The sequence below is a fragment of the Marseilla massiliensis genome (genome assembly GCF_023336985.1).
Lineage (GTDB): Bacteria > Bacteroidota > Bacteroidia > Bacteroidales > Bacteroidaceae > Prevotella > Prevotella intestinigallinarum.
In genome coordinates this window covers 1-24,428 of sequence record NZ_JAMBLP010000024.1, presented here as the reverse complement: position 1 = coordinate 24,428, position 24,428 = coordinate 1, and the positions used below count along the sequence as shown (strand labels likewise).

Below are 24,428 nucleotides of genomic sequence, written 5' to 3'. Positions count from 1 at the left end.
ACCCCAAGCGACATGAAACGAAATAAAGACAACAACCAACCGCCCCGCCCAACGTGCAGCGCCCCGTCAGGGGGCACTGCCGCAGGGGCACTAAAACCGATAGGAAGATGAAACGACATACATTTATCTGCGCAAGCCTGGCACTGGCAATGGCCGTGCCAATGGCTTGCTCACAAGACGACAACGCCGGAACAGGGCCCGCCAGCCCTGCCGACGCCAAGCACACCCCGATGACGTTCAGCGTGGCCCATCCGGCCGACAGGACGCGGGCCACCGACGCGGGGTTTGAGACGGGCGACACCATAGGGCTGTTTGTGGCTGCTACCGACGCCCCGCTGGAGATAGGCGGCAACCTCGTGAACAACGAACCGCTGACGCTCGCCGCCGGCACATGGACGCCACGGCGCTCTCTCTACTGGGATGACGGCACCTACAACGCCTACGCCTACTATCCGTACACCACGCCGGTGAGCTCCATCGACAACATGCCCTTCAGCGTGAGCCGCAACCAGGGCGCCATGGCAACCGACGGGATGGACGGCTACGAGGCCAGCGACCTGCTCTATGCCCGCACTTCTGGCGTGAGCGCATCGGCATCGCCGATAAGGCTCACGTTCCGCCACATCATGAGCAAGATAACCGTCAGGCTCATAAAAGGCGAGGACTTTGAGGGCGAGATGCCCACCGATGCCAAGGTATACGTGCACAACACCGTGCCAACGGCCACCATCGACCTGGGCGTAGGGGTGGCCACCCGCGATGTATACGGCAAGCGCGCCACCATCACCGCCAAGCAACAGGGTGCTTACACCTATTCGGCCATCATCGTGCCACAGCGCATCGACAACCGCACTCCGCTCATAGAGGTGATAATGAAAGGCGTGTCTTACATCTTCGAGAGCAAGTTCCAGTTCAAGCCCGGCACCGAGCACCTTGTCAACCTGGTCATATCCGACAACCCGGACAAGGTGAAGATAGAGGTTGGAGGCGAGATACAAGATTGGCAATGACTATTAACCGATGAATAATGACAGATTACGAATCTGAGTAAATGACATGAGTGATGGCAGGCCGCTTGCCCGCGGCCTGGCATGGTCGCACAAAAGACTGCTGACAACAATGACGAAAGGACTGATCATATTATCTACATTGACTCTCATACTCGGGGGCGTGGCGTTGGCTTTGAGGCTGACACCCGCCCCCGTTCTGTCTGGCGGCCACGGCATGGCGGGCTACGGCGTGCATGAAGGGCGCCAGCTGGTGGTCATGGCCGACGGCAGCGGCAACAGCCATTTCGCCGTATGCGACGCCGCCGGCAACCACCTGTTCAACATACCGCTGCGCGACTGCACGCTCGACGTGAGGTTCAGGGGCGGCCGGCTGCGCTTCCGCGAGAACGCCACCGGGCGCGAGGGCTACATAGACAGGCTGGGACAGGTGTGTTTTGAAGCCGGCGGCAAGGCCGAGCCGATGCCCGACGAACGCGCGGGCAGGGCTGCCGAGCCAACGGAGACGGCTCAAGGCCAACAGGCAACAGCCGGCGACGGCCCCACCAACAGCAGCCAGGAACAAAGCGACCAGGCCTCCGACCTCAGGCGCATGGCCCGCAGCAACCCTTTTTACGCCGAGGCCGCCAAGGTGCTGTCGGGCAAGCTCACCGAAGAAGACGCAGGCCGCAGGAGCATGATATTGAGATACTGCGAGCACCTGCGCACGGCATACACCACCAAAGACATCGACTTCATAAGCCAAGTGTTCAGCGACCGGGCGCTCATCATCGTGGGCAACGTGGTCAGGACGGGGCCCAACGACACCAAGGCCGCCCTGCCGCGGCAACGCACCGAATACTTCATACGCACAAAAAAAGAATATATCATCAGGCTGAAGCGAGCTTTCGATGCCTCGCGAACCATCGACGTGAGCTTTTCGGCCTTCAGAATAATGCGCCACCCCACCGTCGACGGAATATACGGCGTGAGCCTCAGGCAGGGCTACCGCAGCGACCGCTATTCCGACGACGGCTACCTCTTCTTGCTTTGGGACTTCAGAAACCCGTCGATGCCGCTCATCCACGTGCGCACATGGCAGCCGGCGGCATCGGTTGAAGCCCCCGACGACGTAATGGACATAACCGACTTCAACCTCAACTAATGGCAAACAGAACCCTCAAGATGCGCATTGCAGCCTTGGCGCTGCTATTCATCGCGGCACAGGCGGCACGGCTGTCTGTGGCCGAAGCACAAGACTTCGCGGTCAAACAGTTCCGACAGCTGCCCAACGACGTGAGCGCTTTCATCGCCCCCGTGCGCGACCTCAACGACGAGCCATGCGCCCTCATCAAGGTGGCTGCACCCGAGGAGTTTGCCTTCTCGTCGCCGCTGGGCATAGTGGTGCGCCGCGACGAGGTGGGCGAGATATGGCTCTACATGCCGCGCGGGTCGAAGATGCTCACCATAAAGCACCCGCGATGGGGCGTGCTGCGCGACTACAGGTTTCCCCAACCTCTCGAAAGCCACGTCACCTACGAGCTGACGCTCGACCTTCCGCGCCAAGACGACACGCTGCGGACAGACACCATAATACTCACCCAGACCATAGTAGACACCGTGACCATTGGCCGCCGCAAGCCCAGGCTGCCCCTGGCGGCAAGCGCCCTGCTCACGGCGTCATTCCACGACAACGGCCCCTCGTGGGGCATCATGGCCGTGGCAATGCGACGCCACGGCGCGTTTGTGCATGCGCGGACCGACTTTCGGCACACAGACCCCACCAACGCCGAATGCAACGAGGAGGGCCTGATAGGCAACAGCGGCGTCATGCCCTATTACACCGGGGCCACGCGCCACTCGAGCTATGCCGTCACGGCAGGGCCCATCCACCGCCTGTGGCCGGGCATCAACCTGTTTTACGGAGCTGGCTACGGCCGCACGGCCACGGCATGGCAACTGGCCGAGAGCGAGGGCGGCGGGTATGCCCTCAACAGCGGACTGACCCACAGCGGCGTGGCTGCCGAGGCGGGTGTCATGGTGAGCCTTGGGCGCATCTGCCTTTCGGCTTCTGCCATTACCATTGCCGGCAAAGCATGGCAGGGTAGCGTAGGCATAGGCATACGTCTGTATAAAAGCCACAAATGAGCCGCCACGCCGCCGACGGGGCGCAAGCGCCGCGTTGCGGCACACCGGGTGTAAAGAAAAAACGGCCAACGGCGCCCGGCGTGCAACAGCCTCTGGCCCAGCCGATTGCACAACGGGCCGGATGGCACTGCAAAAAGAGCCGTTTCGCAGCCCCGAAAGGGCCGTTTGGCCATGCAACGAGGGCCGTTTGGCAGGACAATGGCCACACTGGGCCGCAACGACAACGGCCGTGTAAGAATATTTCACGGCAACGGCAGCATACTGCCACAAATATTTAACAACAACCGAATATGGACAAAAAGACAATGACCATGCTGATGATGGCTGCCGCCACGGCTTGCGCTTGCACCACCGACGACATGCCGGGCAGCTTCGAACCGAGCCTGAGCGTGGGCGAAGCCACCGGCGTGATGCACACTGAAGCCACGCTGCACGGCGCGGTGGGGCTGAGGGGCAACACCGCCATGCCCAGGCTGAACTTCACACTGGCCACTGGCGGCGGTGCCGACAGCATAATAAGCGACATCACTCTCGACGGCAACGAGGCCAGCCGGAGAATAACCGGACTGACACCCGGCACGACATACCGCTACAGGCTGCAAGCCACCAACGGCAGGGTGACGCTGACAAGCAGCACCATGAGCTTCACCACCGTTCCCAGCAGCGTGCCGGCCGTGGGCGAGGCCACCGACATCACGCGCACCGAAGCCACCCTGCACGGCCAGGCATCACCCCTCGACAACGGCAGCCTGCCCGAGCTGGAATTCCTCATTGGCACGGGAGGCAAGATGGCGGCTGCAAGGCAGCCTTTGACCCTGGGGGCCGACAACGTGACGACAAGGCTCGACAGCCTGACGCCGGGCACGGCCTACAGCTACTGCCTCAAAGCCTTCGACGGCCACAACAACACCTACAGCGACACCATGACATTTGTCACCCTGCCAAACAACAAGCCGTCAGTGACGCAACCTAAGCTGTACAGCCAAGGGCCGACAAGCATGATTGCCAGCTACAGCGTCACCGACAATGGCGGCGAACCGCTCACGGCCACGGGCTTCTGCGTGACCAACACCGCAACGGGAGGCCAAAGGCGCATCGAGGCCGACGGCGACATCAACGCCGACACCACATTCACCCTGCACATCAGCGGACTGCAACAGAACACCGAATATGAAATCAGGGCCTACGCGGCCAACACCGTGGGCGAAAGCCAAGGCCCGGAGTTAGAGATAACCACCGGCAACGCCGTCACGCTGACCGTAGCGGGCTCGCTTGAATACACCCTGGGCGAAGACATTTACTCATTTACCACCCTGTCGATAAAGGGGCCGCTCAACGGCGACGACCTGAAATGCCTGCGCAAAATGCTGGGCATAGGCGCCGACGGCAAACCCACCCGGGGGCAACTGGCACGGCTCAACATGGCCGAGGCGCACATAGTGGAAGGCGGAGGGGCCTACGACAACTCTCACTTCACCCGCAACGGTGTTGTGGGCCAGGGGCTTTTCGCCCTCTGCACCGGGCTGGTTGAACTGAAACTGCCCGACGATGCCACTGTCATCGAGAAGGATGCGCTGAAGGGATGCACCGGACTGAAGCAACTGCAAATACCGTCGGCCACGACAGACGTCACCCCGTCTGACGGATGCACCGCGCTGTCGGCCATCAGTGTGCCGCCGAACAACAGTGCCTACACTGCCGACAACGGAGTGCTGCTGTCTGCCGACGGCAGTCAGATAGTATGGTTCCCGATGGGCAAGACAGGCGACTACGCCCTGCCGGCCACCGTAACGTCGATAGGCGACTATGCCTTCCAGGGATGCTCCATAACCCGCTTCACACTGCCCGACGGGCTCAAGGAAATCGGACAGGCGGCATTTTTCGGCAGCATGGTCGAAGAAGTGACCATGCCCGACAAGCTGAGGCTCATACCCACGGCCACCTTCCAGCAGTGCAGCCGCCTGCGCATACTGCGACTGGGAAGCATGACCGAACTGATATCCGACTATGCCTTCGACGGCTGCCCGCTGCAGCACATTTACTTGGACGCCCAATACCCGCCAGTGTGCAACGACAAGGCGTTTGCCACATCATACGCCGAACTGCTGCAGTCGTGCACGCTACACGTGCCGGCGGGGCGCTCAGGCTTCTACAAGGCCGACAGGAACTGGGGCAAATTCAAGCACATCACCGAGAAATAACAACCAGAATAAAAACATAACAGACAACAGCCAAGGCGGCCGCCAACCAACAGTCATGAAGCGGCCCCAGGCAAAACAAGACACAACGACTATGACAACTCCTGAAATAGAAGAACTGAAAATCCTGCTCGAACAAGACTTCGGCAAGACACTGAGTACAACAACCGACTTCGAGGTGTTCTCCTTGTACATACAGAAGAAGACCAACGAAAGGGTGTCGCCATCAACGCTCAAACGCCTTTGGGGCTACGTAAGCGACAAGCACAAGCCCCGCATAGAGACATTAGACCACCTGTCGATGTGCCTGGGCCACAAGAACTATGCAAAGTTCATACAGTGGCTCAAGACAAGCACGCGCTACAACTCGTCGTTCTTTGCCGCCGAGCAACTGGCAAGCAACGAAATCCAGAAGGGGTGCACGGTGGAAATAGGGTGGTCGCCCAACCGCATTGTCACGCTGAGCTATCTCGGCGAGAGCCAATACGAAGTGGTCAGCTCGGCAAACAGCAAGATGCAGAAGGGCGACAGGTTCACTACCGGGTGCTTCATCAAGCAGCAACCGCTCTACCTGCCGTTCATAGAGCGCAATGGCAAACGCACGGCGCCATTCGTGGCCGGGCGCAACGGCGGACTGACCATCATCAACATGAAATAGGAAAGCAGCTACATGACATGAACCAACGGCCGACAACAAACACTGAACACGAAGCCGCCGACGCCTCGTCGGGATATACCGAGGACATAAACGACGAGATGGCCGCGGCTAACACCGGCAGCATGGACAAAAGCTTCAGCAACATACGCGAGCGCTATGTGTCGGCGTCGGGCCACACGCGGCTGCTCACCGCCACACGCTATGGCAAGGTTTACATGCTGAAGTGCCTGAAGCCCGACTACCTGTACACGCCGGTCTACCGCCAGGCGCTGGCCAAGGAGTTTGAGATAGGGCTGCTGCTCGACCACCCGAACATCTGCCGCACCATCGACATGGAGTATATCGAGGGGCTGGGACAGACCATAGTGATGGACTACATCGACGGCGACACGCTGCAGCAGCTCATCAACAACGGCACGCTCACTGCCGAAATGGCCCACAAGGCCATACGCCAACTGGCTTCGGCGCTCGACTATATGCACAGCAAACAGATTGTGCACCGCGACCTTAAGCCGGCCAACATCATGGTGACCCACCATGGCAGCAACATAAAGCTGATTGATTTCGGGCTGGCCGACAGCGACTCGTTCAACGTGCTCAAGCTGCCCGCCGGCACGTCGGGCTACATAGCGCCCGAGCTTCTCTTGCCGGGAGCAACGGCAGACGAGCGCGCCGACACTTACTCGCTGGGCATGGTGATGCGCGACATGGCCGAGGCCACCGGTGACAAGCAGCTGATGCGCATGGCCAACGCTTGCACCCGGCACAACGCCGACGAACGCCCCACGCAGCTGTCAAGCCTGCTCGGCAAGCAGAAGCCACGGCCATGGCAGCATGTGGCCTTAGTGGTGATGGCCCTGACAGCGCTGGCCCTGGCGGCATACATAGCCAAAGAACTGGCCGTACGCTACGGCGCTGAAAGCGGCAACAGCATACAGGCGCCTGCGCAAGGCACCGCCGGAGACGGCAACAGGGCCATCGACTACAGCCAATGGCCCCGCTGACGGGCGCCGGCGACATGACTGCCGGCGCCGAAAAGTGACACCCCTGCCCTACTGCCCAAGCTTGAACACAAGCACACCAGCCGTGGGCAGGTCTTCGCTGCCTATCAGTATGCGGCTCCCCCGGGGCACCGTGAAATGGTAAACGCTGTCTGAGTAGTTTAACACTATGCCGAACCCGTTGCGGTATTCGAGCGTGATGCCGTAAAGCAATGACATCACCCCTATGCCAAGGCGGGCGTAGAGCTTGTCGAGAACACGCCGCTCCAGCAGCCCGTCTTCAGTGTCCACGCCCACGTAAGTGACCGTTCCCTTGCCCAGGCGCCTGAAAGTCACGGCCGGTTTCCCCGCATAAAACTCGTCTTTATAAGTAGCCCAGACCTCGCTGTCGGCCCCCGGCGACAACACATCGCCCCACGTGCACCACCTGTAGTCGGCGCCGTCCATGGCCACTATGCCGGGTTCTGCCGGCAACAGCAGGTCGTAGAACTCGAGCTTGTTGCCCGTCAGCGGCTCAATCATCGAACCGAAAGGCAGCTCAGGAAACCTTCCGTTGCGGTCTTTGTTGCCCGTGCGGCAGGTCAGCACCAGGTTGCCGCCGTTCTCAACGTATTCCTTCCAGCGCCCCACGAGCACGCTGTCAACAAGCTCATAGGCCGGGGCTATCACCACCGGGTAGCTGCCGAGGTCCTTGTCTTCGCCAATGAAGTCGACCGGAGCGCCGTAGGCCTTGAGCGAACGGTAGTAATGGCCGAGGTGGCGGAACGTATCCCACGCCCGGTTTTGCTTCTGGCGGTCAATGCTCCAGTAGTTTTCTGGGTTCCACATTATTGCCGTCGTGCGCTTGAGATATTCGTCAGGCTTGCTGTCGAAGGGGCGGGCTTCCTTCCGCAGCATCCTTATCTCACCCATGAATTGCTCATATTCACGGCCTCCGGGGGTAAGCGTCACACCGTCTGTGCCCACTATGCCATAGTGATACTGCTCCATTCCAAACAAGGGCTGGCGGTAACGGTAGGTGCAAATGAAGTCGGCACCGCCCGCAAACACGCTCCACAGCCACAGGCGTACGGCCCCGGGCATCGGCTGCGGGTTTACCGCGCCCCAGTTGACCTGGCCGGGTTGCAGCTCCATCACGCCGTAGGTGTCGCCCAGCGGCCTGAAATAGTCGTTTGCCATGGGTATCCTCAACGGGTTGCCCACGCGGTATCCGCGGCGCCCTATGCCCTCGTTGTCGCCATAAACCATATACCTTGTGTAGCTCACAAAGTCAAGTTCCTTGCTGCCACCTATTATGCCACGGTCGTAATCAGGTATGTAATTGGTGGTAATCCACTGGTTGCGCGCATGCTTTCTTATCAAACGGCACTGCTCATCCATAAAATCGTTGGTCACCTTTGCGGCATAACGCCTGTAATCGAGTATCTGGTGAGGGTTCATAAACTGCTGCCTTGTCTTCGGGAGCGTTATCTCTTCGAATGAGGAATACACCTCGCTCCAAAACGAAGTGCCCCATGCCCTGTTCAAGGCAGCTATGTCTCCGCCGTACTTGCCGCGCAGATAGTCGCGGAAGCCGGCCTCGGCGGCATCGCCATAATCATACTGCACGTTGGGCTCATTGTCGAGTTGCCACCCCACTATGCGCGAGTCTGCACCATAGTGGCTGGCCAACGCCTCTATCATCCTGGCCGCAAGCCTGCGGTATACGGGCGAAGCAAACGAGGCATGTTGCCGCGCCCCATGGTCGAGCACGGTGCCATCCTCTTCCCGAACGAGTATTTCGGGGTACTTGCGGCTCAGCCACACGGGCGGGGTGGCGGTCGATGTGCACATGACAACCTTCATTCCGTACTTCGCCGCGAGCGCCACGGCACGGTCGAGCCATGCAAAGTCGTAGACACCCTCGCGCGGTTCTATCTGCGCCCAGGCAAATTCGCCGAAGTGAGTAAACTCAAAGCCCAGCTCGTGCATGCGCTTGAGGTCGCGCTCCCACTGGCTCTCATCCCAGTGCTCCGGGTAATAGTAGGCGCCGGTCAGCGTCAGGTCTTTATCCTGGAACCACTGCGATTTGGCTTCGGCAGAGCCCAACGAGAGCATACAACCCAACAGTCCGGCAATCAATCGTTTATTCATCATAATCAGTCGTTAATGGTTTTGCATCGATGCAAAGCTAAAAATAAAATCCGCAAAAGCGCGTCATGCCCCGTCAAGTTAACATTATTTTCATGACAAAACTCAAATATTGCATGCTGCAAACGCCATAAAACCATTACTTTTGCATCACGACAGCCATAATGAACAACTTTAACAACAACATGAAAGGAATGACAATAGCCATAGCCTGTGCAGTGCTCAGCATCTCGATGCACGTCTACGGGCAGACACCGAGGGCCTTTGCGCCGGCCGAGGGGGCCGGTGGCGTGCTGATAGGCGTGGCCGGAGGCGGCACAGACCAATGGGTGTGCCCCGGCGGCGACAATGCTTTTGACGGACAAATAGCCGTAAGACACATACAGACGGAGGACAAACGGAGCCTTGCAATAGAGGTTACAAACCTCTCGCTCCCCGACAGCACGCGCCTCATCTGGGTGATTGGAGGGTTCGACGCCCCCGCCCCGGCCGCGCACATCGAGCCTGAACACTGCGCCGACAACGTGTTCAGCGTGGAAGGAAACCAAGTGGCCATATACCACGGAAAGGTGATGCACCTTCGATTCTCGAAGGCATTGGTACCCCCCGGCTCCGACGTGAGACTGTGTGACGGCAAGAAACAGGACAGCCCCACGGCCACATTCAACTCCGGGAAGAAAACCGACGCACCCGTACTGGGCGGTTCTGTGACCATGGAACGCGGCAAGCCGGTATACATAAGCATCGGGCGACCACGCCAAAAGGAAAGCTACACATACTCGGAACTGCCAAGACTGTTTGGCCGGAAAAACAACACTGCACGATGAAAAAGCTCGCAACAATCATTTTAATGGCCATCGCCGCACTGGCAACGACGCCATCGCTGGCCGACACTTACAACGTCAGGGACTTCGGCGCCACCGGCGACGGGGTGCACATCGACTCTGAAGCCATAAACAAAGCCATAAGGGCAGCCGCCGGGAAAGGCGGAGGCACGGTCTATGTGCCCGCCGGTCGCTACGCATGCTACTCAATCAGGATGGCAAGCCACGTTGAACTGCACCTCGAACAGGGTGCTGCCATCATTGCGGAGTTTTCCACCGACTCTGCCGGATACGACCCGCCAGAGCCCAATCCGCACAGCAAATACCAAGACTTCGGCCACAGCCACTGGCAGAACTCATTGATATGGGGCATAGGGCTCAACGACATCACCATCAGCGGGCCGGGCTACATCATAGGCAAAGGGCTGACCCGAGAAGGCGACCGGCGCCCTGGCATAGGCAACAAAGCCATCGCCCTGAAGGAGTGCAGCAACGTTGTGATCCGCGACTTGGGCATGGTTCAATGCGGACACTTTGCGTTGCTGGCCACTGGGGTGGACAACCTGACCATCAGCAACGTTAAAGTAGACACCAACCGCGACGGCTTCGACATTGACTGCTGCAAGAATGTGCGCATCAACTCGTGCAGCGTCAACTCGCCATGGGACGATGCCATCGTGCTGAAAGCATCGTTTGCGCTGGGCTACTTCAAGGACACTGAGAACGTGACCATATCCGACTGCTTCGTAAGCGGGTACGACCGGTACACCATGACAGACGCCTCGTGGCAGCTCGACGAGCCCCAAGCGCCCGACCACGGAGGGCGGACAGGGCGCATAAAGATTGGAACAGAATCGAGCGGTGGCTTCAAGAACATTGCCATAACCAACTGCCTGTTCGAGCACTGCCGCGGCCTGGCCATCGAAAGCGTTGACGGCGGTGATGTAGAAGACGTGGTGATAAGCAACATAACCATGCGCGACATTGTGAACGCGGGCATATTCTTGAGGCTGGGGGCGCGGATGCGGAGCCCCGAAGGCACCCCGGTAGGAAGCATGAAACGCATACACATAAGCCACGTCAATGCCTTTGGGGTTGACTCGCGCTACTCTTCCATCATCAGCGGCGTGCCGGGCCACAAGATTGAAGACGTGAGCCTGAGCGACATCTCGCTGCATTACAAAGGGGGATTCAAGCCTGAAGACGCCTCAAACCCGGTGCCGGAACAGGAAAAAGCCTACCCCGAACCATGGATGTTCGGCACTGTTCCGGCCAAGGGATTCTATGTGCGACATGCAGAAGGGATAAGGTTTGACAACATAAGTTTCCATTTCGAGAAACCCGACTCACGCCCGCTGTTCGTCACCGACGACGCCGACGGACTGACATTCAGCGGGATTAGCGAAGACGGCAAGCCCGCAGTGGCGGCAGGCAACAGCCACCCCGCCAGATAAGCCCCGGCAGACAGGGATGCAAGCAACCACTCTGACTACTGCCGGAAAAGACATGGGCCGCGGCGACGCCAGCCACACAACAGACAGCCGGCTACGCCACGGCCCACGGCCATGCACCAGGCAGAGACTGCCCGAGGCACAGGCAGAGGCCTGTCAGATTCTTACCGCCGTGCCACTGCACGACACCATGATCATCGAGTTGCCCTCGCCTATGGTCTCATAGTCTATGTCTATGCCAACGATGGCGTTGGCCCCGATGTTGCGGGCGCGCTCCTCCATCTCGCGCAACGACGTGTCCTTGGCTTCACGCAACACCTTCTCGTAGCTGCCGGAGCGCCCTCCGAAGAAGTCGCGCATGCCCGCAAGAAAGTCTTTGAACACGTTTGCACCAATGATTGTCTCTCCCGTGACCACCCCCAAGTATTCCCTTACAGGCTGGCCTTCAATGACTGATGTTGTTGTAAGTAACATATTTTCCAATAATTAAGTATGTACGAATGAGCATGAAAAACGCCACAGCCACCGCCAATCAGCGCCATCTGCTGACCACAGCCGCGGTTAGTGCCGACGGCAAGCCAGCAATGGCGGCATGCAACGGCACAATAGGCAGTGGCGCGTGGTCAGTTGGCGCTTACGCCGATGTCGTGGGTGCCCGGCGAAAGCTCCACCACCCAGAACTCTCCCGAACGCCTTGCCCTCACGGCCCTGCCGTCAACAGTAGGCCGTTTGCCCAGCCTTGGCACCCACACCTCGGCCGTGGTATTGGCCGGAACGCCTACGTGAAGACTGAAACTGCTGCCGGGCTCGTTTTCAAACGCCACTGCCACATCGCCGCGTATGGTCGGCACGGTGAGCGATGCACTCTTCAGAGATGCCGGCTGCGGCTTTATGCGGAAACGCCCGAAGCCCGGCTCCAACGGCTCTACGCCCATCAGCTTGCGCACTATGACGTTGGCCGGAGCCGCTCCCCACGGATGGTTCCAGTCTTGGTTGGGCTTATACACATTGTCCCAGGCCTCGGTGGTGATTGTCGACCCTATGCGCAGCATGTTGTACCAGCTGCGGCGGGCTGTCGACGTGAGCAGGCTCAGGGCGTAGCCGGCCTCGCCCGCGTCGTAGAGCGCATCGAGCAGGAACTGAGCGCCATAGACGCTGCAGCCCATGCGGCGGCTCTTTATGAAGTCGACCACGCCCTTGCGGTCGCCGTCGGCCACCAAACCGAAGTCAAGCGCAAACATGTTTGAATGCAGCGACTTGTGGTCTGTGCCTACGCCGTCGCGGAAAAGCCCGTCGGCCTTGTCGCGGAGCAGGGCGCTGAAAGCCCCGGCCACCCTTTCGGCCTCGGCCTCATAGCTGCGGGCGTCGCTGTCTTTGCCCAGCACGCCGGCTATTTTCGCCATCAGCACGAGGGCCTCGTAATGGTATGCGTTGACCACAGCGTTGTAGTCGGTGAACACAAACCCGTCGGCCTCGCCGCCGTCTTCCTTCTCCACCCCGGCCGCCCCGGTCTGCGGCCAGTCCACAATATCCTTAATCCTTTCGCCCTTGAAGTGTATCGACTCATACACTTCGCGTGTGGCCTTGCCCGTGCGCGTGCTTATCAGTCCGTTGCCTTCGCGCAGCGCGAGCAGCGTCTTTGCCTGCAGGTCGGTGTAGGCCGAAGCCAGCAGACGGCTGTCGCCGGTGTACATATAGTCGTTCCAGGCCATGATTACCGACTGCAATATCCACTCCGTGGGCCACGTAGGGTTGTATATAAGGTGGCGCACGCTGTGGCGGGCGATGGAGTATTCGCGGTCGACGGCATAGTGGCTGAGCTGGTTGATGATGGCGTCGGCCTCGTAGGGTATGCGCTCCCTGTCGCCGTCGACGTATGTTCCGCAGAACGACGTGGCCCTGACGGTGTGCTTGCATAGCTGCCACACGCGGTTGAGCACGCTGTCTGACGACTCAAAGCTCGACGCGAAGGCGTCGAAGGGATAGCTGGCCACATGGCGCACCAGGGCCTTCACCTCGACGTCGCCGCCTATTCCCTCGACCTCGCAATAACGGAACGGGAACACCTCGCCTATGTATGGCGGCATCAGTATGGGGTCGACACGGCTCTCGTTGCGCCTTGGCGTGGTGTTGCGCCGGTCTTTGCGCAGCTTGACGCGGTAGGTGTGCGTGCCCCTGAGCAGCGGCAGCACATACCTGGCATAGCGTTGCGACCCTTCGGGCTTGCGGTTGACGCGCCCTTCCAGCTGCTGTTCGCCGAGGTGTATGGTCAGTGTGTCGCCTTCGGCCCTGGCCGTGACCGTGAGCGACAGCTGCCCGAAGGCATCGGCGGCGAAGTCGGCCATCAGCATGCCGGGCGTAATGCTGCGCACCGCCGCCGGCTCTTCGTCGGTCAGTGTGAGCGGGTATCGCGACGGCTGCCCGTCGAGCGAGGCGGCTGTGCGAAACGCCTTGACTGCCGACGTGGCCTCGCGCCCGTTGCTGTCCCACGTGCGCACCCGCCAGTAATATGTGGTCGAAGGCTTCAGGTCGGGCCCGCCGTAGTCCATGGCCCATGCCCCGCGCCCGGCCCTGCGGCCGCTCGTCCATACCACCCCCGGCTGTCGGCCGCCCAAGTCGGGGCTTGTGCCAACGGTCACCTCGCAGGCCACGACACAGGCCCCCGGCTCCGGCGAGCTGTAAGCCCACGTGAGCCGCGGTCGCGGCGTGCGCACCTCGGCCACCTGCCACGGCTCGATGGCCGAGCCCACCTCGCCGAGGGTAAGCGTCGACGGGCGCCCGCCTATAAACACTCTGTCCGTATGCTCAATGAGGTCTGTCATGAGATGCACCGGCTTCTGGGCCGTTGCCAACGATGGCAGTGCCATTGCCACGGCCACCAACCAACGTGATACTATCATCCTTTCCATTGTTTTGTCTGTCGTTGTCAGCATGTTATCTCGCCCGAGCCGTAGCAGCGGTGGTGGCTTTCGTCGTAAACCACGCAGAACTGGCCGGGCGCCACGCCCTGGATAAGCTCCTCGGCGTGGACGGTGAAGCAGCCCGGCGCGGTCTGTTCGAGCGTTGCCGGGTGGTATTCGGGGGTGTGGCGAATCTTGAACGTCACCCTTTGCGGCAGCTCGCCTACGGTGAGGAAGTGGAAGTCGCGCACGGGGAAGTCGCGCTTGTAGGCCGTCAGCGGCTCGAATCCGTGGCTCACGTAGAGCACGTTGGCAGCCACGTCTTTCTTCACCGCATACCACGGGCCGCCGCCGAAGCCCAGTCCGTGGCGCTGGCCTATGGTGTGGAACCACAGCCCGCGGTGCCGCCCTATCTTCTTGCCCGTCTCGAGCTCGACCACGTCGCCGGGGTTTTCGCCCAGATACCGGCGTATGTATTCATTGTAGTTTACCTTGCCCAGGAAGCAGATGCCCTGCGAATCCTTGCGCCGGGCGTTCACAAGATGCTCGCGCTCGGCTATCTGCCGCACCTCGCCTTTCATGTAGTGCCCTATCGGGAAGAGCGCCTTGCGCAGCTGCCAGTCGTATATCTGGGCCAGGAAGTCGGTCTGGTCTTTCACCGGGTCGGGGCTCGTGGTGAGCCACTTCAGCCCGTCGATGATTTCGGTGCAGGCATAATGGCCCGTGGCTATGAGGTCGTAGTCGTGGCCCCGCTTCTCGTCGAAGGCGCCAAACTTTATCAGCCGGTTGCACATCACGTCGGGGTTGGGCGTCAGCCCGGCGCGCACCTTGTCCATGGTGTAGCTCGTCACCTTGTCCCAGTATTCGCGGTGGCAGTCAACCACCTCGAGCCTGCACCCGTAACGGGCCGCCACGGCAGTGGCCATCTCCAAGTCTTCTTCCGACGAACAATCCCACTCTGACTCTTCCTCGGGCCCTATCTTGATGTAGAAGCAGTCGGGGTGCAGCCCCATTCGGGCCAGTTCGTAAACCACGACCGAGCTGTCTACTCCGCCGGACAGCAAAACGGCTATTCTCTTGTCTGTCAGATTTGTCTCCATACCGTATGCAAAGATAGTGCAAACAAAACACAATGCAAAATAAAACGGTGACAAAACGCCATTTTATATATATGCCCCGACGAGTGGGCCCCGTGCCCGCCGGGCAAGCCAGCGGCCCGCACAGCCACGCCTTAAGCCTGCGGCCGGGCAACAGCAACGGCCCTGCAGCCCATCCGGACGGCACCGCCCGGCAACAGTTTTTGTAAAACAATCGCAACGCCCTGCCCACGCCACGCAACAGCCTGGCTTGCAGCACATTGCAGCCAGGCCGATGCAGCGGCGCGAAACGGGCCGTTTCAGACTCCAGAATGGGCCGTATTGGCAGGCAGGACGGCACGTTTTGCACTGCCATACGGCCGCAATGGGGCTGCAAAGGGGATAGTGTAAACAATAATTACCACGCCCGGCCCGCGCCCGCCACGCCGCGCCGGGCGTGCAGCAAGGCTGTGGCAAACGGTTGGAAGGGCTTTGCCAAAATGTGCTTTCCTGGTCGCCGGATGCAGTTGCCTGCCCTCATACCATGACTATGCAAGCCATTTCAAGCCCCTGCCGCCACCCAGCCTGTGGCCTTGCGTGGCCGCAACAAGCCGCGCCCAAGGCAAGGGCTAAGGCCTGGCGGCACGGCGACGGCAGGTGGCCGCTTGGGCACTGGCCTACAATTTTGGCTAAATAATTTTGGTATATCGGAATAATAGCCGTACCTTTGCACCGCAATTACGGGACAAAGAGTTTTGTAATCCTCATCGGAGGGCATCAGAGCCGGATAAGATGACTGGGTAAAACCAATCAGCTTAGCCGGCTTTTTTAGGCTCGGCACACAAACAACAAACTGCTATATGGAAAGACTTGAGAAAGACTCTATCGACCTCAGCAAGGTCAACGTGTTCAAACTGTTCTGGAAATACTTCATACCGACGCTGCTCGGCATGCTCGGCATGTCGGCAGTGACGGCCATCGACGGCATCTGCGTGGGCCACGGCGTGGGCAGCGACGGCATTGCCGCCATCAACATCTACGTGCCTGTGTTCACCATAGCCACCGGCCTCGGCCTCATGATAGGCGCCGGCTGCTCGGTTGTGGCGTCGATACACCTGTCGAGGGGCAAGGTCAAGGCGGCACGGCTCAACGTGACCCAGGCCATGGCCATAGCCACGGTGGCCACGCTGGTGCCCACGGCAGCCATCATGTCGATGCCCGAGCAGACGGCGCTGGCCCTTGGCTCGTCGGCCCACTTGCTGCCGCTGGTTGTCGACTACCTTCTATGGTTCACCCCGGCACTGGTGTTCCAGGCCTGGGAAGCCATCGCGCTGTTCATCATAAGGCTCGACGGCTCGCCCAAATATGCCATGTCGTGCAGCCTCGTCACGGCCGTGGCCAACGCCGTGCTCGACGTGATTTTCATCTTCCCGCTGGGATGGGGAGTGATGGGGGCGGCCTTCGCCACGGCCATAAGCCTGGCCCTGGGCGGACTGATGGCCATGGGCTACCTGCTCTTCGGCGCACGCACACTGCGCCTGCTGAGCCCCAAGCTGAGCCGCCGCAGCCTGATGTACTCGCTGCGCAACGTGGGCTACCAGTGCCACATTGGCTCGCCGGGCCTAGTGGGCGAGCTCACCCTGGCCGTGCTTACGTTTGTTGGCAACTTTGTTTTCATGCGCCATCTGGGCGACGACGGCGTGGGGGCCTTCGGCATTGCGTGCTATTACACCCCCTTCATATTCATGGTGGGCAACGCCACGGCACAGTCGGCACAGCCCATAATAAGCTATAACTTCGGCATGGGGCTGTGGACGCGCGTCAGGCAGACGCTGCGGGTGGCCATAGCGACCGCCGTGGCATGCGGATTGGTGGTGACAGGCGTGTTTGCCGCGGCACCGCAGCTGCTCACCGGACTGTTCATCAGCCTCGACACCAACGCCGCCCGCATTGCCGTCGGCGGCCTGCCGCTCTTCGCCATGGCCTTTGTGTTCTACGTGGTCAACCTGACTTGCATAGGCTACTTCCAGAGTGTGGAGCGCGTAAAGCCCGCCATGACGTTTGCGCTGCTGCGCGGCTTTGTCTATCTCGTGCCGTCGTTCCTCATCCTGCCGGGCATCATGGGCAACGCAGGTATATGGCTCTCGCTGGCCATGTCGGAGATGCTGACCACCCTGTCGATAGCCGTCTTCATGGCCACAAGGCACAGGCGGTCGCCTGTCAGGGCCTGACCACCGGCGGAAACGGCAACGCCCGGTGGCCCTTGCGGGGTTAAAGATACTTAAAACTCGGCGACATGGCTATGCAATACGGCAGGATTTCGCTATCTTTGTGATATCAATATAATATCAAAACACCAAAAACAAAGCGTATGAGTAACAAGGAAAGAAAATTCAGCGGACTGATAGCAAACGGCTTTCTGATGCTAACGGTCAACTTGCTCGTAATTGCCGGCTGCATTGCCATGGCCGTGTTGACAACCGACACCGACGGCAACCCCGACGGGGTATGCATCTCGCTGGCTGTGATATTGACCATCGCGGCCCTTTTCAACTTCAAGGGCATCATGCAACTTGAGCCTAACGAGGCCATGGTGATAATGTTTTTCGGCAAGTACAAGGGCACGTTCACCGACACGGGATACTACTGGGTGAACCCTTTCCTGACCAAGAAAAGGCTGTCGATGCGCGCCCGCAACCTCGACTCGGAGCCCATCAAGGTCAACGACAAGGCCGGCAACCCTATAATGATTGGGCTGATGCTGGTGTGGAAACTGAAGGATACGTATAAGGCAATGTTCGAGATCGACGCGCAAACCGTGGCGCAGACCGGCGGCAACACGTCGATAGGGGCCGCTGCCGTGGCCGGGGTGATGAGGGCGTTTGAGAACTTTGTCAAGATTCAGAGCGACGCCGCCCTGCGCCAGGTGGCCGGTCTCTATGCCTACGACGACAACGGCAACGAGACTGAGGCGCTGACGCTGCGCGAGGGAGGCGACGAGATAAACCAGCAACTGGAAGACAAACTGAACGAGAGACTGAGCATGGCAGGCATTGAAATAGTGGAAGCGCGCATCAACTACCTGGCCTACGCGCCTGAGATTGCGGCCGTGATGCTGCGCCGCCAGCAGGCCGAGGCCATCATATCGGCACGCGAGAAGATTGTGGAGGGGGCTGTGTCGATGGTGAAGATGGCCCTCGACAAACTGTCTGACGAACAGGTTGTCGAGCTCGACGACGACAAGAAGGCTGCCATGGTGAGCAACCTCATGGTGGTGCTATGTGCCGACGAGCCGGCACAGCCGGTGATGAACACCGGCACCCTGAACCATTAAAGACTATAGGAATGGCCGAAAAGAAAGACAGCAAGACAAAAAACTTCGTGCTAAGGATTGACGGCGACTCGATGAAAGCCATCGAAGCATGGGCTGCCGACGAGTTCCGCTCTGTCAACGGACAGCTGCAATGGATTATCGCCGAAGCGCTGCGCAAAGCCGGCCGCCTGCCTAAGAAAGGGCACAAAGAACCTCAAGCAGACAACTGACGGGGCTTATGGCCATGACGGAGCGCAGACATGGGCATGGCCGCAACACGCCACGGCTTGCAGAAGCCGGCTGCGGCCACCGGCCGCAACACGCATACCGCGGGGCTCAGAAGGCCTCGCGGTATTTGCTTTCGTCCTTGTCTTCAAGCATGCTCAGGTATGACTGGTACCTGCTCTGGGCTATATAATGCTCTTCTACGGCCCGGAGCACGGCGCAACCGGGCTCGTGGGTGTGGGTGCAGTTGCTGAAACGGCAGTCTTTTGAGAACATGAATATCTCCTTGAAATAGCCCGTGAGCTCGGCCGGCTCGATGTCGAACGTGCCAAAGCCCTTTATCCCGGGGGTGTCGATGAGGTAGCCCCCACCCGGCAACTCAAGCATCTCGCTGAACGTCGTGGTGTGGATGCCTTGGTTGTGGGCATCGCTTATCTCGGCCGTACGCAGGTTGACGCCCGGCAGTATGCGGTTGATGAGCGTCGACTTGCCCACCCCGCTGTTGCCGCTGAGCACCGATATGCGCCCGGCAAGCATCTGCGCGAGCTCTCCGACGCCCTGTCCGGTCTCGGCGGATATGGCGCGGCACTCATAGCCGATGTTCTCGTACAGCCCGATCATCATCTCCTGGTAATGCAACTCCTCGGCAGTGAGCAGGTCGGTCTTGTTGAACACGAGCACCACGGGCACGCGGTAAGCCTCGGCCGAAGCCAGGAAGCGGTCGATGAATGTGGTCGACGTCTGCGGGTAATTCACCGTCACGACAAGCAGGGCCATGTCGACGTTGGCCGCAATGATGTGGCTTTGCTTCGAGAGATTGGACGACTTGCGTATGATGTAATTGCGGCGGTCGGCTATCTCGGTGATAAACGCGGTGCCCTCGGCGTTGACCGCAATCTCCACACGGTCGCCCACAGCCACGGGATTGGTGCTGCGTATGCCCTTGAGTCGGAAGTTGCCCTTTATCTTGCTGTTCACAAGGCGGCCGTCATCGGTCTTCACCGTATACCAGCTGCCGGTGTTCTTTACTACTAAACCAAACATCTTATAATGGTAAAAAGGTAAAAAGGCAATAAAGCTGAAGGCTGCCCGCGGGGCTCTGGCGGCCCTGCGGCCCAACCGCAACAGGCGTAGCGGCAGGAGCCGACGGCAAAAAGAAAAGGCAAAGCACATCAAAGCCGCACACAGTACGGCAGAAATGCAACTTCACCTTCCTACTTTATATACCTTGATAACACTCTTTCAGACTGTCATTATCTCCTTGTCCTTTGCGGCGAGCAGGTCGTCCACGCGCTTGATCATCTTGTCGTGGATTTTCTGGAGCTCGGCCTCGGCATCCTTCTCGTTGTCCTCCGAAAGGCCGTCCTTGATAGCTTTCTTCAACTTGTCCTTCACCTCGGCACGCACGTTGCGTATCTGCACCTTGGTGCCCTCGCCCATTTTGTTGCACTGCTTGGCCAGTTCCCGGCGGCGTTCCTCCGTGGGCTGCGGTATGCCCAGGCGTATTACCTCGCCATTGTTCTCGGGGGTGATTCCCACTTCAGAGTCCATTATGGCCTTCTCGATGGCCTTTATCTGCTTCTTGTCCCACGGGCGGATGGCTATTGTGCGCGCATCGGGGGTGGAAACATTGGCCACTTGGTTCAAAGGAACCATCGAACCGTAGGAGTCAACCTTTATGCCGTCGAGTATTGCCACGTTGGCGCGGCCGGCGCGCACGCGCGACAGCTGCTCCTCAAGGTACATCGCAGCCATCTCCATCTTCTCTTCGGCAGAACTCAATGTTGCTTTTACGTCTATCATAAATATTGGGTTAAATTTTGTTCTGAGATACAAATTTAGGCGTTTTTGCCCAATCCGGCAAGCAATTAATTTTTTTTTTGATTTCAACCCGCTCAAAATGCCGGGCCATGACGCGGCGAATGGCCCGGCAGAGCCAAGCCCACATAGTGGCAACGGCTTTCTCACGGCAGCCACGACCCTTGTTTTTCAGCCTCGGATTTGCTGCGAACAATCTTTACAACAAGCCTCGCGAGAATCGCGTCGGCGCAGCCGTCATGCCACAAGGCGGCAAATGCGCGATTCTCGGGCGAGATATTGCAACCGCCTGCAAGAAAGCCACTTAACAGCGGCCGAAGGCGAAAACCGGAGGCAAACACGCGGAAAAAGACACCGGAAACCACCCGAAACGGCATCTTTTGCACAACAGACGCCACCCAAAACCACCTTTACAGCTTGCCGAAACGGGCCGAACGGCATCGCAATACGGCCCATTTGGCATTGCGGCAACTGCCGTTCGGCCACTCAGCATGGCCGGAATGAACAGATAAAAACTATTTAAAACACTTAACATAACTATCCGGCCACCAACAGGAAGGCGCATTTCTGACAAAATAACGCGACAAACAGCACAGCAAGGCCGGCCATCAGGGCATGCAACCCGGCAAGGCCCGTCACGAAAAAGCCATGGCCTACATTGCCGTTCGGAATATTTTTCATAACTTTGCATTGAACGAACGGCGGCAGTCGGCAACCAACACCATTGATGAATCGCCGCCGGTTTATTCACCAAACATAATATAACTCAAACTAAACAAACAAAGACATGACAGAAACAACCAACAAACTGACTGAACTCATCGGCAAGACCCCGTTGCTAAGGCTAAGCAGATTCTCGGCCGCATGCGGGCTGGCCAAACCCATATCAGCCAAAGTGGAATTCTTCAACCCCGGCGGAAGCGTCAAAGACCGCATAGCGCTGGCTATGATTGACGACGCCGAGAGGAGCGGACTGCTCACACCCGGGGCAACCATAGTGGAGCCCACAAGCGGAAACACCGGCGTGGGCCTTGCCCTGGTGGCCGCCACCCGCGGCTACCACCTGGTGCTTACCATGCCCGACACCATGAGCGTTGAGCGTCAGCGGCTGGCACGGGCCTACGGGGCCGAGGTGGTGCTGACCCCCGGAGCCGAAGGAATGGGCGGTGCAATACGCCGCGCCGAAGAGCTGCGCAAGGCCACGCCCGGAGCAGTGACGCTCGGGCAGTTCACCAACCCGGCCAACCCTAAGTGCCACTATGAGACCACAGGCATGGAGATATGGCAACAGACCGATGGTGCCGTAGATGTGTTTGTGGCCGGAGTGGGCACCGGCGGAACGCTTAGCGGCACCGGACGGCGCCTGAAGGAGCTAAAGCCAAGCGTGCGCGTGGTGGCCGTAGAGCCGTCGGCATCGCCCGTGCTTAGCGGAGGCAAGCCCGGCCCGCACAAGATACAGGGCATCGGGGCCGGGTTCGTGCCCGACACTTACGACGCAAGCATCGCCGACGAGGTGATGACGGTAGACAACGATGACGCCATACGCACGGCACGGCTGCTGGCACGCACCGAGGGCCTGCTCGTGGGAATATCGTCGGGGGCGGCCGCTTGGGCGGCTGTCACGGCTGCAAAACGGGCCGGGAACGAAGGCAAGGAGGTGGTGACGCTGCTGCCCGACACGGGCGAACGCTACCTGTCGACCGTGCTATTCGACTTCGACGGATATCCTCTCTAATCACACATCGACCAAGGCGGCGCAGCGGCAATTATCCCACTGCGCCGCCATTGTAACCGAAATGTAACCATTTCTATGCGGCATTGTAGAAAATAATGCCTACTTTTGCAAAAAGTTTTGATATGGCTATGGCAAAAAAGAACCATCGGATACTCGTCGTAGACGACGAACAAGACCTGTGTGAGATACTTAAATTCAATCTCGAAACCGAGGGCTACGAAGTGGAAACAGCCGGTTCGGCCGAAGAGGCGCTGACTCTCGACCTCACTTCCTTCGACCTGTTGTTGCTCGATGTGATGATGGGCGAGATGTCGGGCTTCGCTCTCGCCAGGAAACTGAAGTCTGAAGAATCTACCAAAGACATACCTATTATATTCCTTACAGCACGCGACACAGAAAACGACACGGTGACGGGATTCAACCTCGGAGCCGACGACTACATCTCAAAACCGTTCTCCATACGCGAAGTGCTGGTCAGGGTGAGGGCCGTGCTGCGCCGCACTGCCGACAGCCAAGGCCAGTCGCAGCCTTCGGTATTGAAGTACCAGGGGCTGGAACTCAACCTCGACAACAAGACGGTGAGCATAGACGGCGAGCAAGTGCCGTTCACCAAGACCGAGTTTGAGCTGCTCAGGACACTGCTCGAAGAGAAAGGCCGCGTGTTCTCAAGGCAGGAACTGATAAACAGGATATGGCCGCAAGACGTGCTGGTGCTCGACCGCACAGTCGACGTAAACATCACAAGGCTGCGCAAAAAGATAGGCCGCTTCTCCAAATGTATCATAACCCGCCTCGGCTTCGGATACTTCTTCGACGCCTGAGGCGCCAAGGCCGGCATGCAGGCGGCCGCCACAACCACAACGAATGATGAACAACCTCACCGTAGGCAGGCGGCTCTTCTGGAGCGTGCTGTCGCTTTTCACAATCTTTGCAGTGCTGTTCATAGCCTTCCATCAGGTGCGCGAGAACGAATACAAGATAAACACGCTCAACCTGAAGCTGCAAGACTACAACGTGCGGATGCACGAGACGCTGCACAACACCGGCATGCTCGACGACCGGAAACTGGAGCAATACGTCAGCAGGCACGACGTGCCGGGGCTGCGTGTCACCATGATGACGCGCAGCGGGCGGGTGTTCTTCGACAGCAGCACGAAGGACTACAACAACATGGAAAACCACATCAACCGGCCGGAAGTGCGCGACGCCATCAAAAACGGCTCAGGTTACGACATCAACCGGAAAAGTTCAATAAAGGAGGGCGACTACTTCTACTCTGCAACATACTTCAAGGAAGACGGCTACATCATACGCTCGGCGCTGCCATACGACAACGACCTGACCGACTCACTGCAGGCAGACATGCACTATATATGGTTTACGGTCATCATGGTTGCGCTGCTCACCTTCGTGCTATACCGCTTCATAAGCCGGCTCGACGACAACATCACCAAGCTGAGGATATTCGCCAGGAGAGCCGACCACAACGAAAGCCTCGACACCGAAGACCTTATCGAGTTCCCGGCCGACGAGTTGGGAGAGATATCTGAGCACATCATAAAGATATACAAGCGCCTGCAGCACACCAAGGAGGAGCAAAACGTGCTGAAAAGGCAGCTCACCCAGAACATAGCCCACGAGCTGAAGACGCCCGTGGCGAGCATACAGGGATACTTGGAGACCATCATCGGCAACCCGGAAATGAACGAAGACACCAAGAAACAGTTCCTCGACCGATGCTATGCGCAAAGCCAGAGGCTGGCAAGCCTGCTCACCGACATCTCGACGCTGAACAGACTGGACGATGCCCCCGAACTCATGCCGTTTGAAGACGTTGACATCGCCAAGACCGTAACACAGATAATGAAAGAGACGGCGCTTGAGATGGAACACCGACGCATGGCATTCGACAACCGCCTGCCGGCCACGCTGGTGGTGCACGGCAACCCTTCGATGATATACAGC

The 24,428-nt window shown here is 59.1% G+C and carries 21 protein-coding genes; 14 read left to right on the top strand and 7 right to left on the bottom strand.

The features are described 5' to 3' along the window. The first annotated feature begins 107 nt into the window (after positions 1-107). From M3089_RS13285 to M3089_RS13260, 6 genes are all read left to right on the top strand, one after another. On the top strand, positions 108-1,010 hold the full coding sequence (locus tag M3089_RS13285) for a fimbrillin family protein (RefSeq protein WP_249084580.1): 903 nt from the start codon (positions 108-110) through the stop codon (positions 1,008-1,010). A gap of 109 nt (positions 1,011-1,119) precedes the next feature. After that, the gene (locus M3089_RS13280) at positions 1,120-2,151 is read left to right on the top strand and encodes a hypothetical protein (RefSeq protein ID WP_249084579.1); all 1,032 of its coding nucleotides are present in this window, start codon (positions 1,120-1,122) and stop codon (positions 2,149-2,151) included. Then, the gene (locus M3089_RS13275; protein WP_249084578.1) at positions 2,151-3,134 is read left to right on the top strand and encodes a hypothetical protein; all 984 of its coding nucleotides are present in this window, start codon (positions 2,151-2,153) and stop codon (positions 3,132-3,134) included. The genes M3089_RS13280 and M3089_RS13275 overlap by 1 nt, the downstream gene beginning before the upstream one ends. Positions 3,135-3,424: 290 nt before the next feature. After that, positions 3,425-5,335, top strand: coding sequence for a leucine-rich repeat protein (locus M3089_RS13270; protein ID WP_249084577.1), 1,911 nt, complete (start codon positions 3,425-3,427; stop codon positions 5,333-5,335). 91 nt (positions 5,336-5,426) lie between these two features. After that, the gene (locus M3089_RS13265) at positions 5,427-5,990 is read left to right on the top strand and encodes a hypothetical protein (RefSeq protein WP_205108363.1); all 564 of its coding nucleotides are present in this window, start codon (positions 5,427-5,429) and stop codon (positions 5,988-5,990) included. Between the two features lie 17 nt (positions 5,991-6,007). Continuing rightward, complete coding sequence (locus M3089_RS13260; protein ID WP_249084575.1) at positions 6,008-6,994, top strand: protein kinase family protein; 987 nt, start codon at positions 6,008-6,010, stop codon at positions 6,992-6,994. 48 nt (positions 6,995-7,042) lie between these two features. On the opposite strand, the gene M3089_RS13255 is transcribed toward M3089_RS13260, so the two are convergent. Next, on the bottom strand, positions 7,043-9,124 hold the full coding sequence (locus M3089_RS13255) for a beta-galactosidase (protein WP_249084599.1): 2,082 nt from the start codon (positions 9,122-9,124) through the stop codon (positions 7,043-7,045). A gap of 161 nt (positions 9,125-9,285) precedes the next feature. Between M3089_RS13255 and M3089_RS13250 the strand changes: the two genes are divergently transcribed. Continuing rightward, entirely contained in the window at positions 9,286-9,948 is a 663-nt protein-coding gene (locus M3089_RS13250) for a DUF4450 domain-containing protein (RefSeq protein WP_249084573.1), read from the top strand. Positions 9,949-9,971: 23 nt separating this feature from the next. Continuing rightward, positions 9,972-11,399 carry a rhamnogalacturonidase gene (locus M3089_RS13245; RefSeq protein WP_249084597.1) on the top strand — a complete coding sequence of 476 codons (1,428 nt, stop codon included), beginning with the start codon at positions 9,972-9,974 and terminating at the stop codon, positions 11,397-11,399. 153 nt (positions 11,400-11,552) lie between these two features. On the opposite strand, the gene M3089_RS13240 is transcribed toward M3089_RS13245, so the two are convergent. The 3 genes from M3089_RS13240 to mnmA form a co-directional block, all read right to left on the bottom strand. Further along, positions 11,553-11,870, bottom strand: a complete 318-nt coding sequence (locus M3089_RS13240) for a heavy metal-binding domain-containing protein (protein WP_205108370.1) — start codon at positions 11,868-11,870, stop codon at positions 11,553-11,555. A gap of 149 nt (positions 11,871-12,019) precedes the next feature. Continuing rightward, positions 12,020-14,296: an alpha-L-rhamnosidase-related protein gene (locus M3089_RS13235; RefSeq protein ID WP_249084571.1), complete on the bottom strand. Its 2,277-nt coding sequence runs from the start codon at positions 14,294-14,296 to the stop codon at positions 12,020-12,022. A gap of 26 nt (positions 14,297-14,322) precedes the next feature. Next, positions 14,323-15,396: a tRNA 2-thiouridine(34) synthase MnmA gene (gene mnmA / locus M3089_RS13230; RefSeq protein WP_249084569.1), complete on the bottom strand. Its 1,074-nt coding sequence runs from the start codon at positions 15,394-15,396 to the stop codon at positions 14,323-14,325. An 836-nt stretch (positions 15,397-16,232) separates the two neighbouring features. Between mnmA and M3089_RS13225 the strand changes: the two genes are divergently transcribed. The 3 genes from M3089_RS13225 (at position 16,233) to M3089_RS13215 (ending at position 18,915) form a co-directional block, all read left to right on the top strand. Beyond that, on the top strand, positions 16,233-17,603 hold the full coding sequence (locus M3089_RS13225) for an MATE family efflux transporter (RefSeq protein WP_249084567.1): 1,371 nt from the start codon (positions 16,233-16,235) through the stop codon (positions 17,601-17,603). 140 nt (positions 17,604-17,743) lie between these two features. Beyond that, on the top strand, positions 17,744-18,706 hold the full coding sequence (locus tag M3089_RS13220) for an SPFH domain-containing protein (RefSeq protein WP_249084564.1): 963 nt from the start codon (positions 17,744-17,746) through the stop codon (positions 18,704-18,706). Positions 18,707-18,717: 11 nt separating this feature from the next. Next, on the top strand, positions 18,718-18,915 hold the full coding sequence (locus tag M3089_RS13215) for a hypothetical protein (RefSeq protein WP_205108376.1): 198 nt from the start codon (positions 18,718-18,720) through the stop codon (positions 18,913-18,915). Between the two features lie 106 nt (positions 18,916-19,021). Here M3089_RS13215 and rsgA read toward each other — a convergent pair whose 3' ends face one another. The 3 genes from rsgA to M3089_RS13200 all read right to left on the bottom strand — a co-directional run bounded on the left by rsgA (position 19,022) and on the right by M3089_RS13200 (position 21,409). Then, positions 19,022-19,954, bottom strand: coding sequence for a ribosome small subunit-dependent GTPase A (gene rsgA / locus M3089_RS13210; RefSeq protein WP_249084562.1), 933 nt, complete (start codon positions 19,952-19,954; stop codon positions 19,022-19,024). Positions 19,955-20,152: 198 nt separating this feature from the next. Further along, on the bottom strand, positions 20,153-20,713 hold the full coding sequence (frr, locus tag M3089_RS13205; protein ID WP_205108380.1) for a ribosome recycling factor: 561 nt from the start codon (positions 20,711-20,713) through the stop codon (positions 20,153-20,155). A gap of 552 nt (positions 20,714-21,265) precedes the next feature. After that, positions 21,266-21,409, bottom strand: a complete 144-nt coding sequence (locus M3089_RS13200) for a hypothetical protein (RefSeq protein WP_249084561.1) — start codon at positions 21,407-21,409, stop codon at positions 21,266-21,268. 106 nt (positions 21,410-21,515) lie between these two features. Between M3089_RS13200 and cysK the strand changes: the two genes are divergently transcribed. The 3 genes from cysK to M3089_RS13185 all read left to right on the top strand — a co-directional run. Then, the gene (cysK, locus tag M3089_RS13195) at positions 21,516-22,463 is read left to right on the top strand and encodes a cysteine synthase A (protein ID WP_205108386.1); all 948 of its coding nucleotides are present in this window, start codon (positions 21,516-21,518) and stop codon (positions 22,461-22,463) included. Positions 22,464-22,591: 128 nt separating this feature from the next. Further along, a complete protein-coding gene (locus M3089_RS13190) occupies positions 22,592-23,284 on the top strand; it encodes a response regulator transcription factor (protein WP_205108431.1) in 693 nt (230 codons plus the stop codon). A 43-nt stretch (positions 23,285-23,327) separates the two neighbouring features. Then, a partial coding sequence (locus tag M3089_RS13185; RefSeq protein WP_249084559.1) for a histidine kinase dimerization/phospho-acceptor domain-containing protein occupies positions 23,328-24,428 on the top strand: 1,101 nt, incomplete at its 3' end.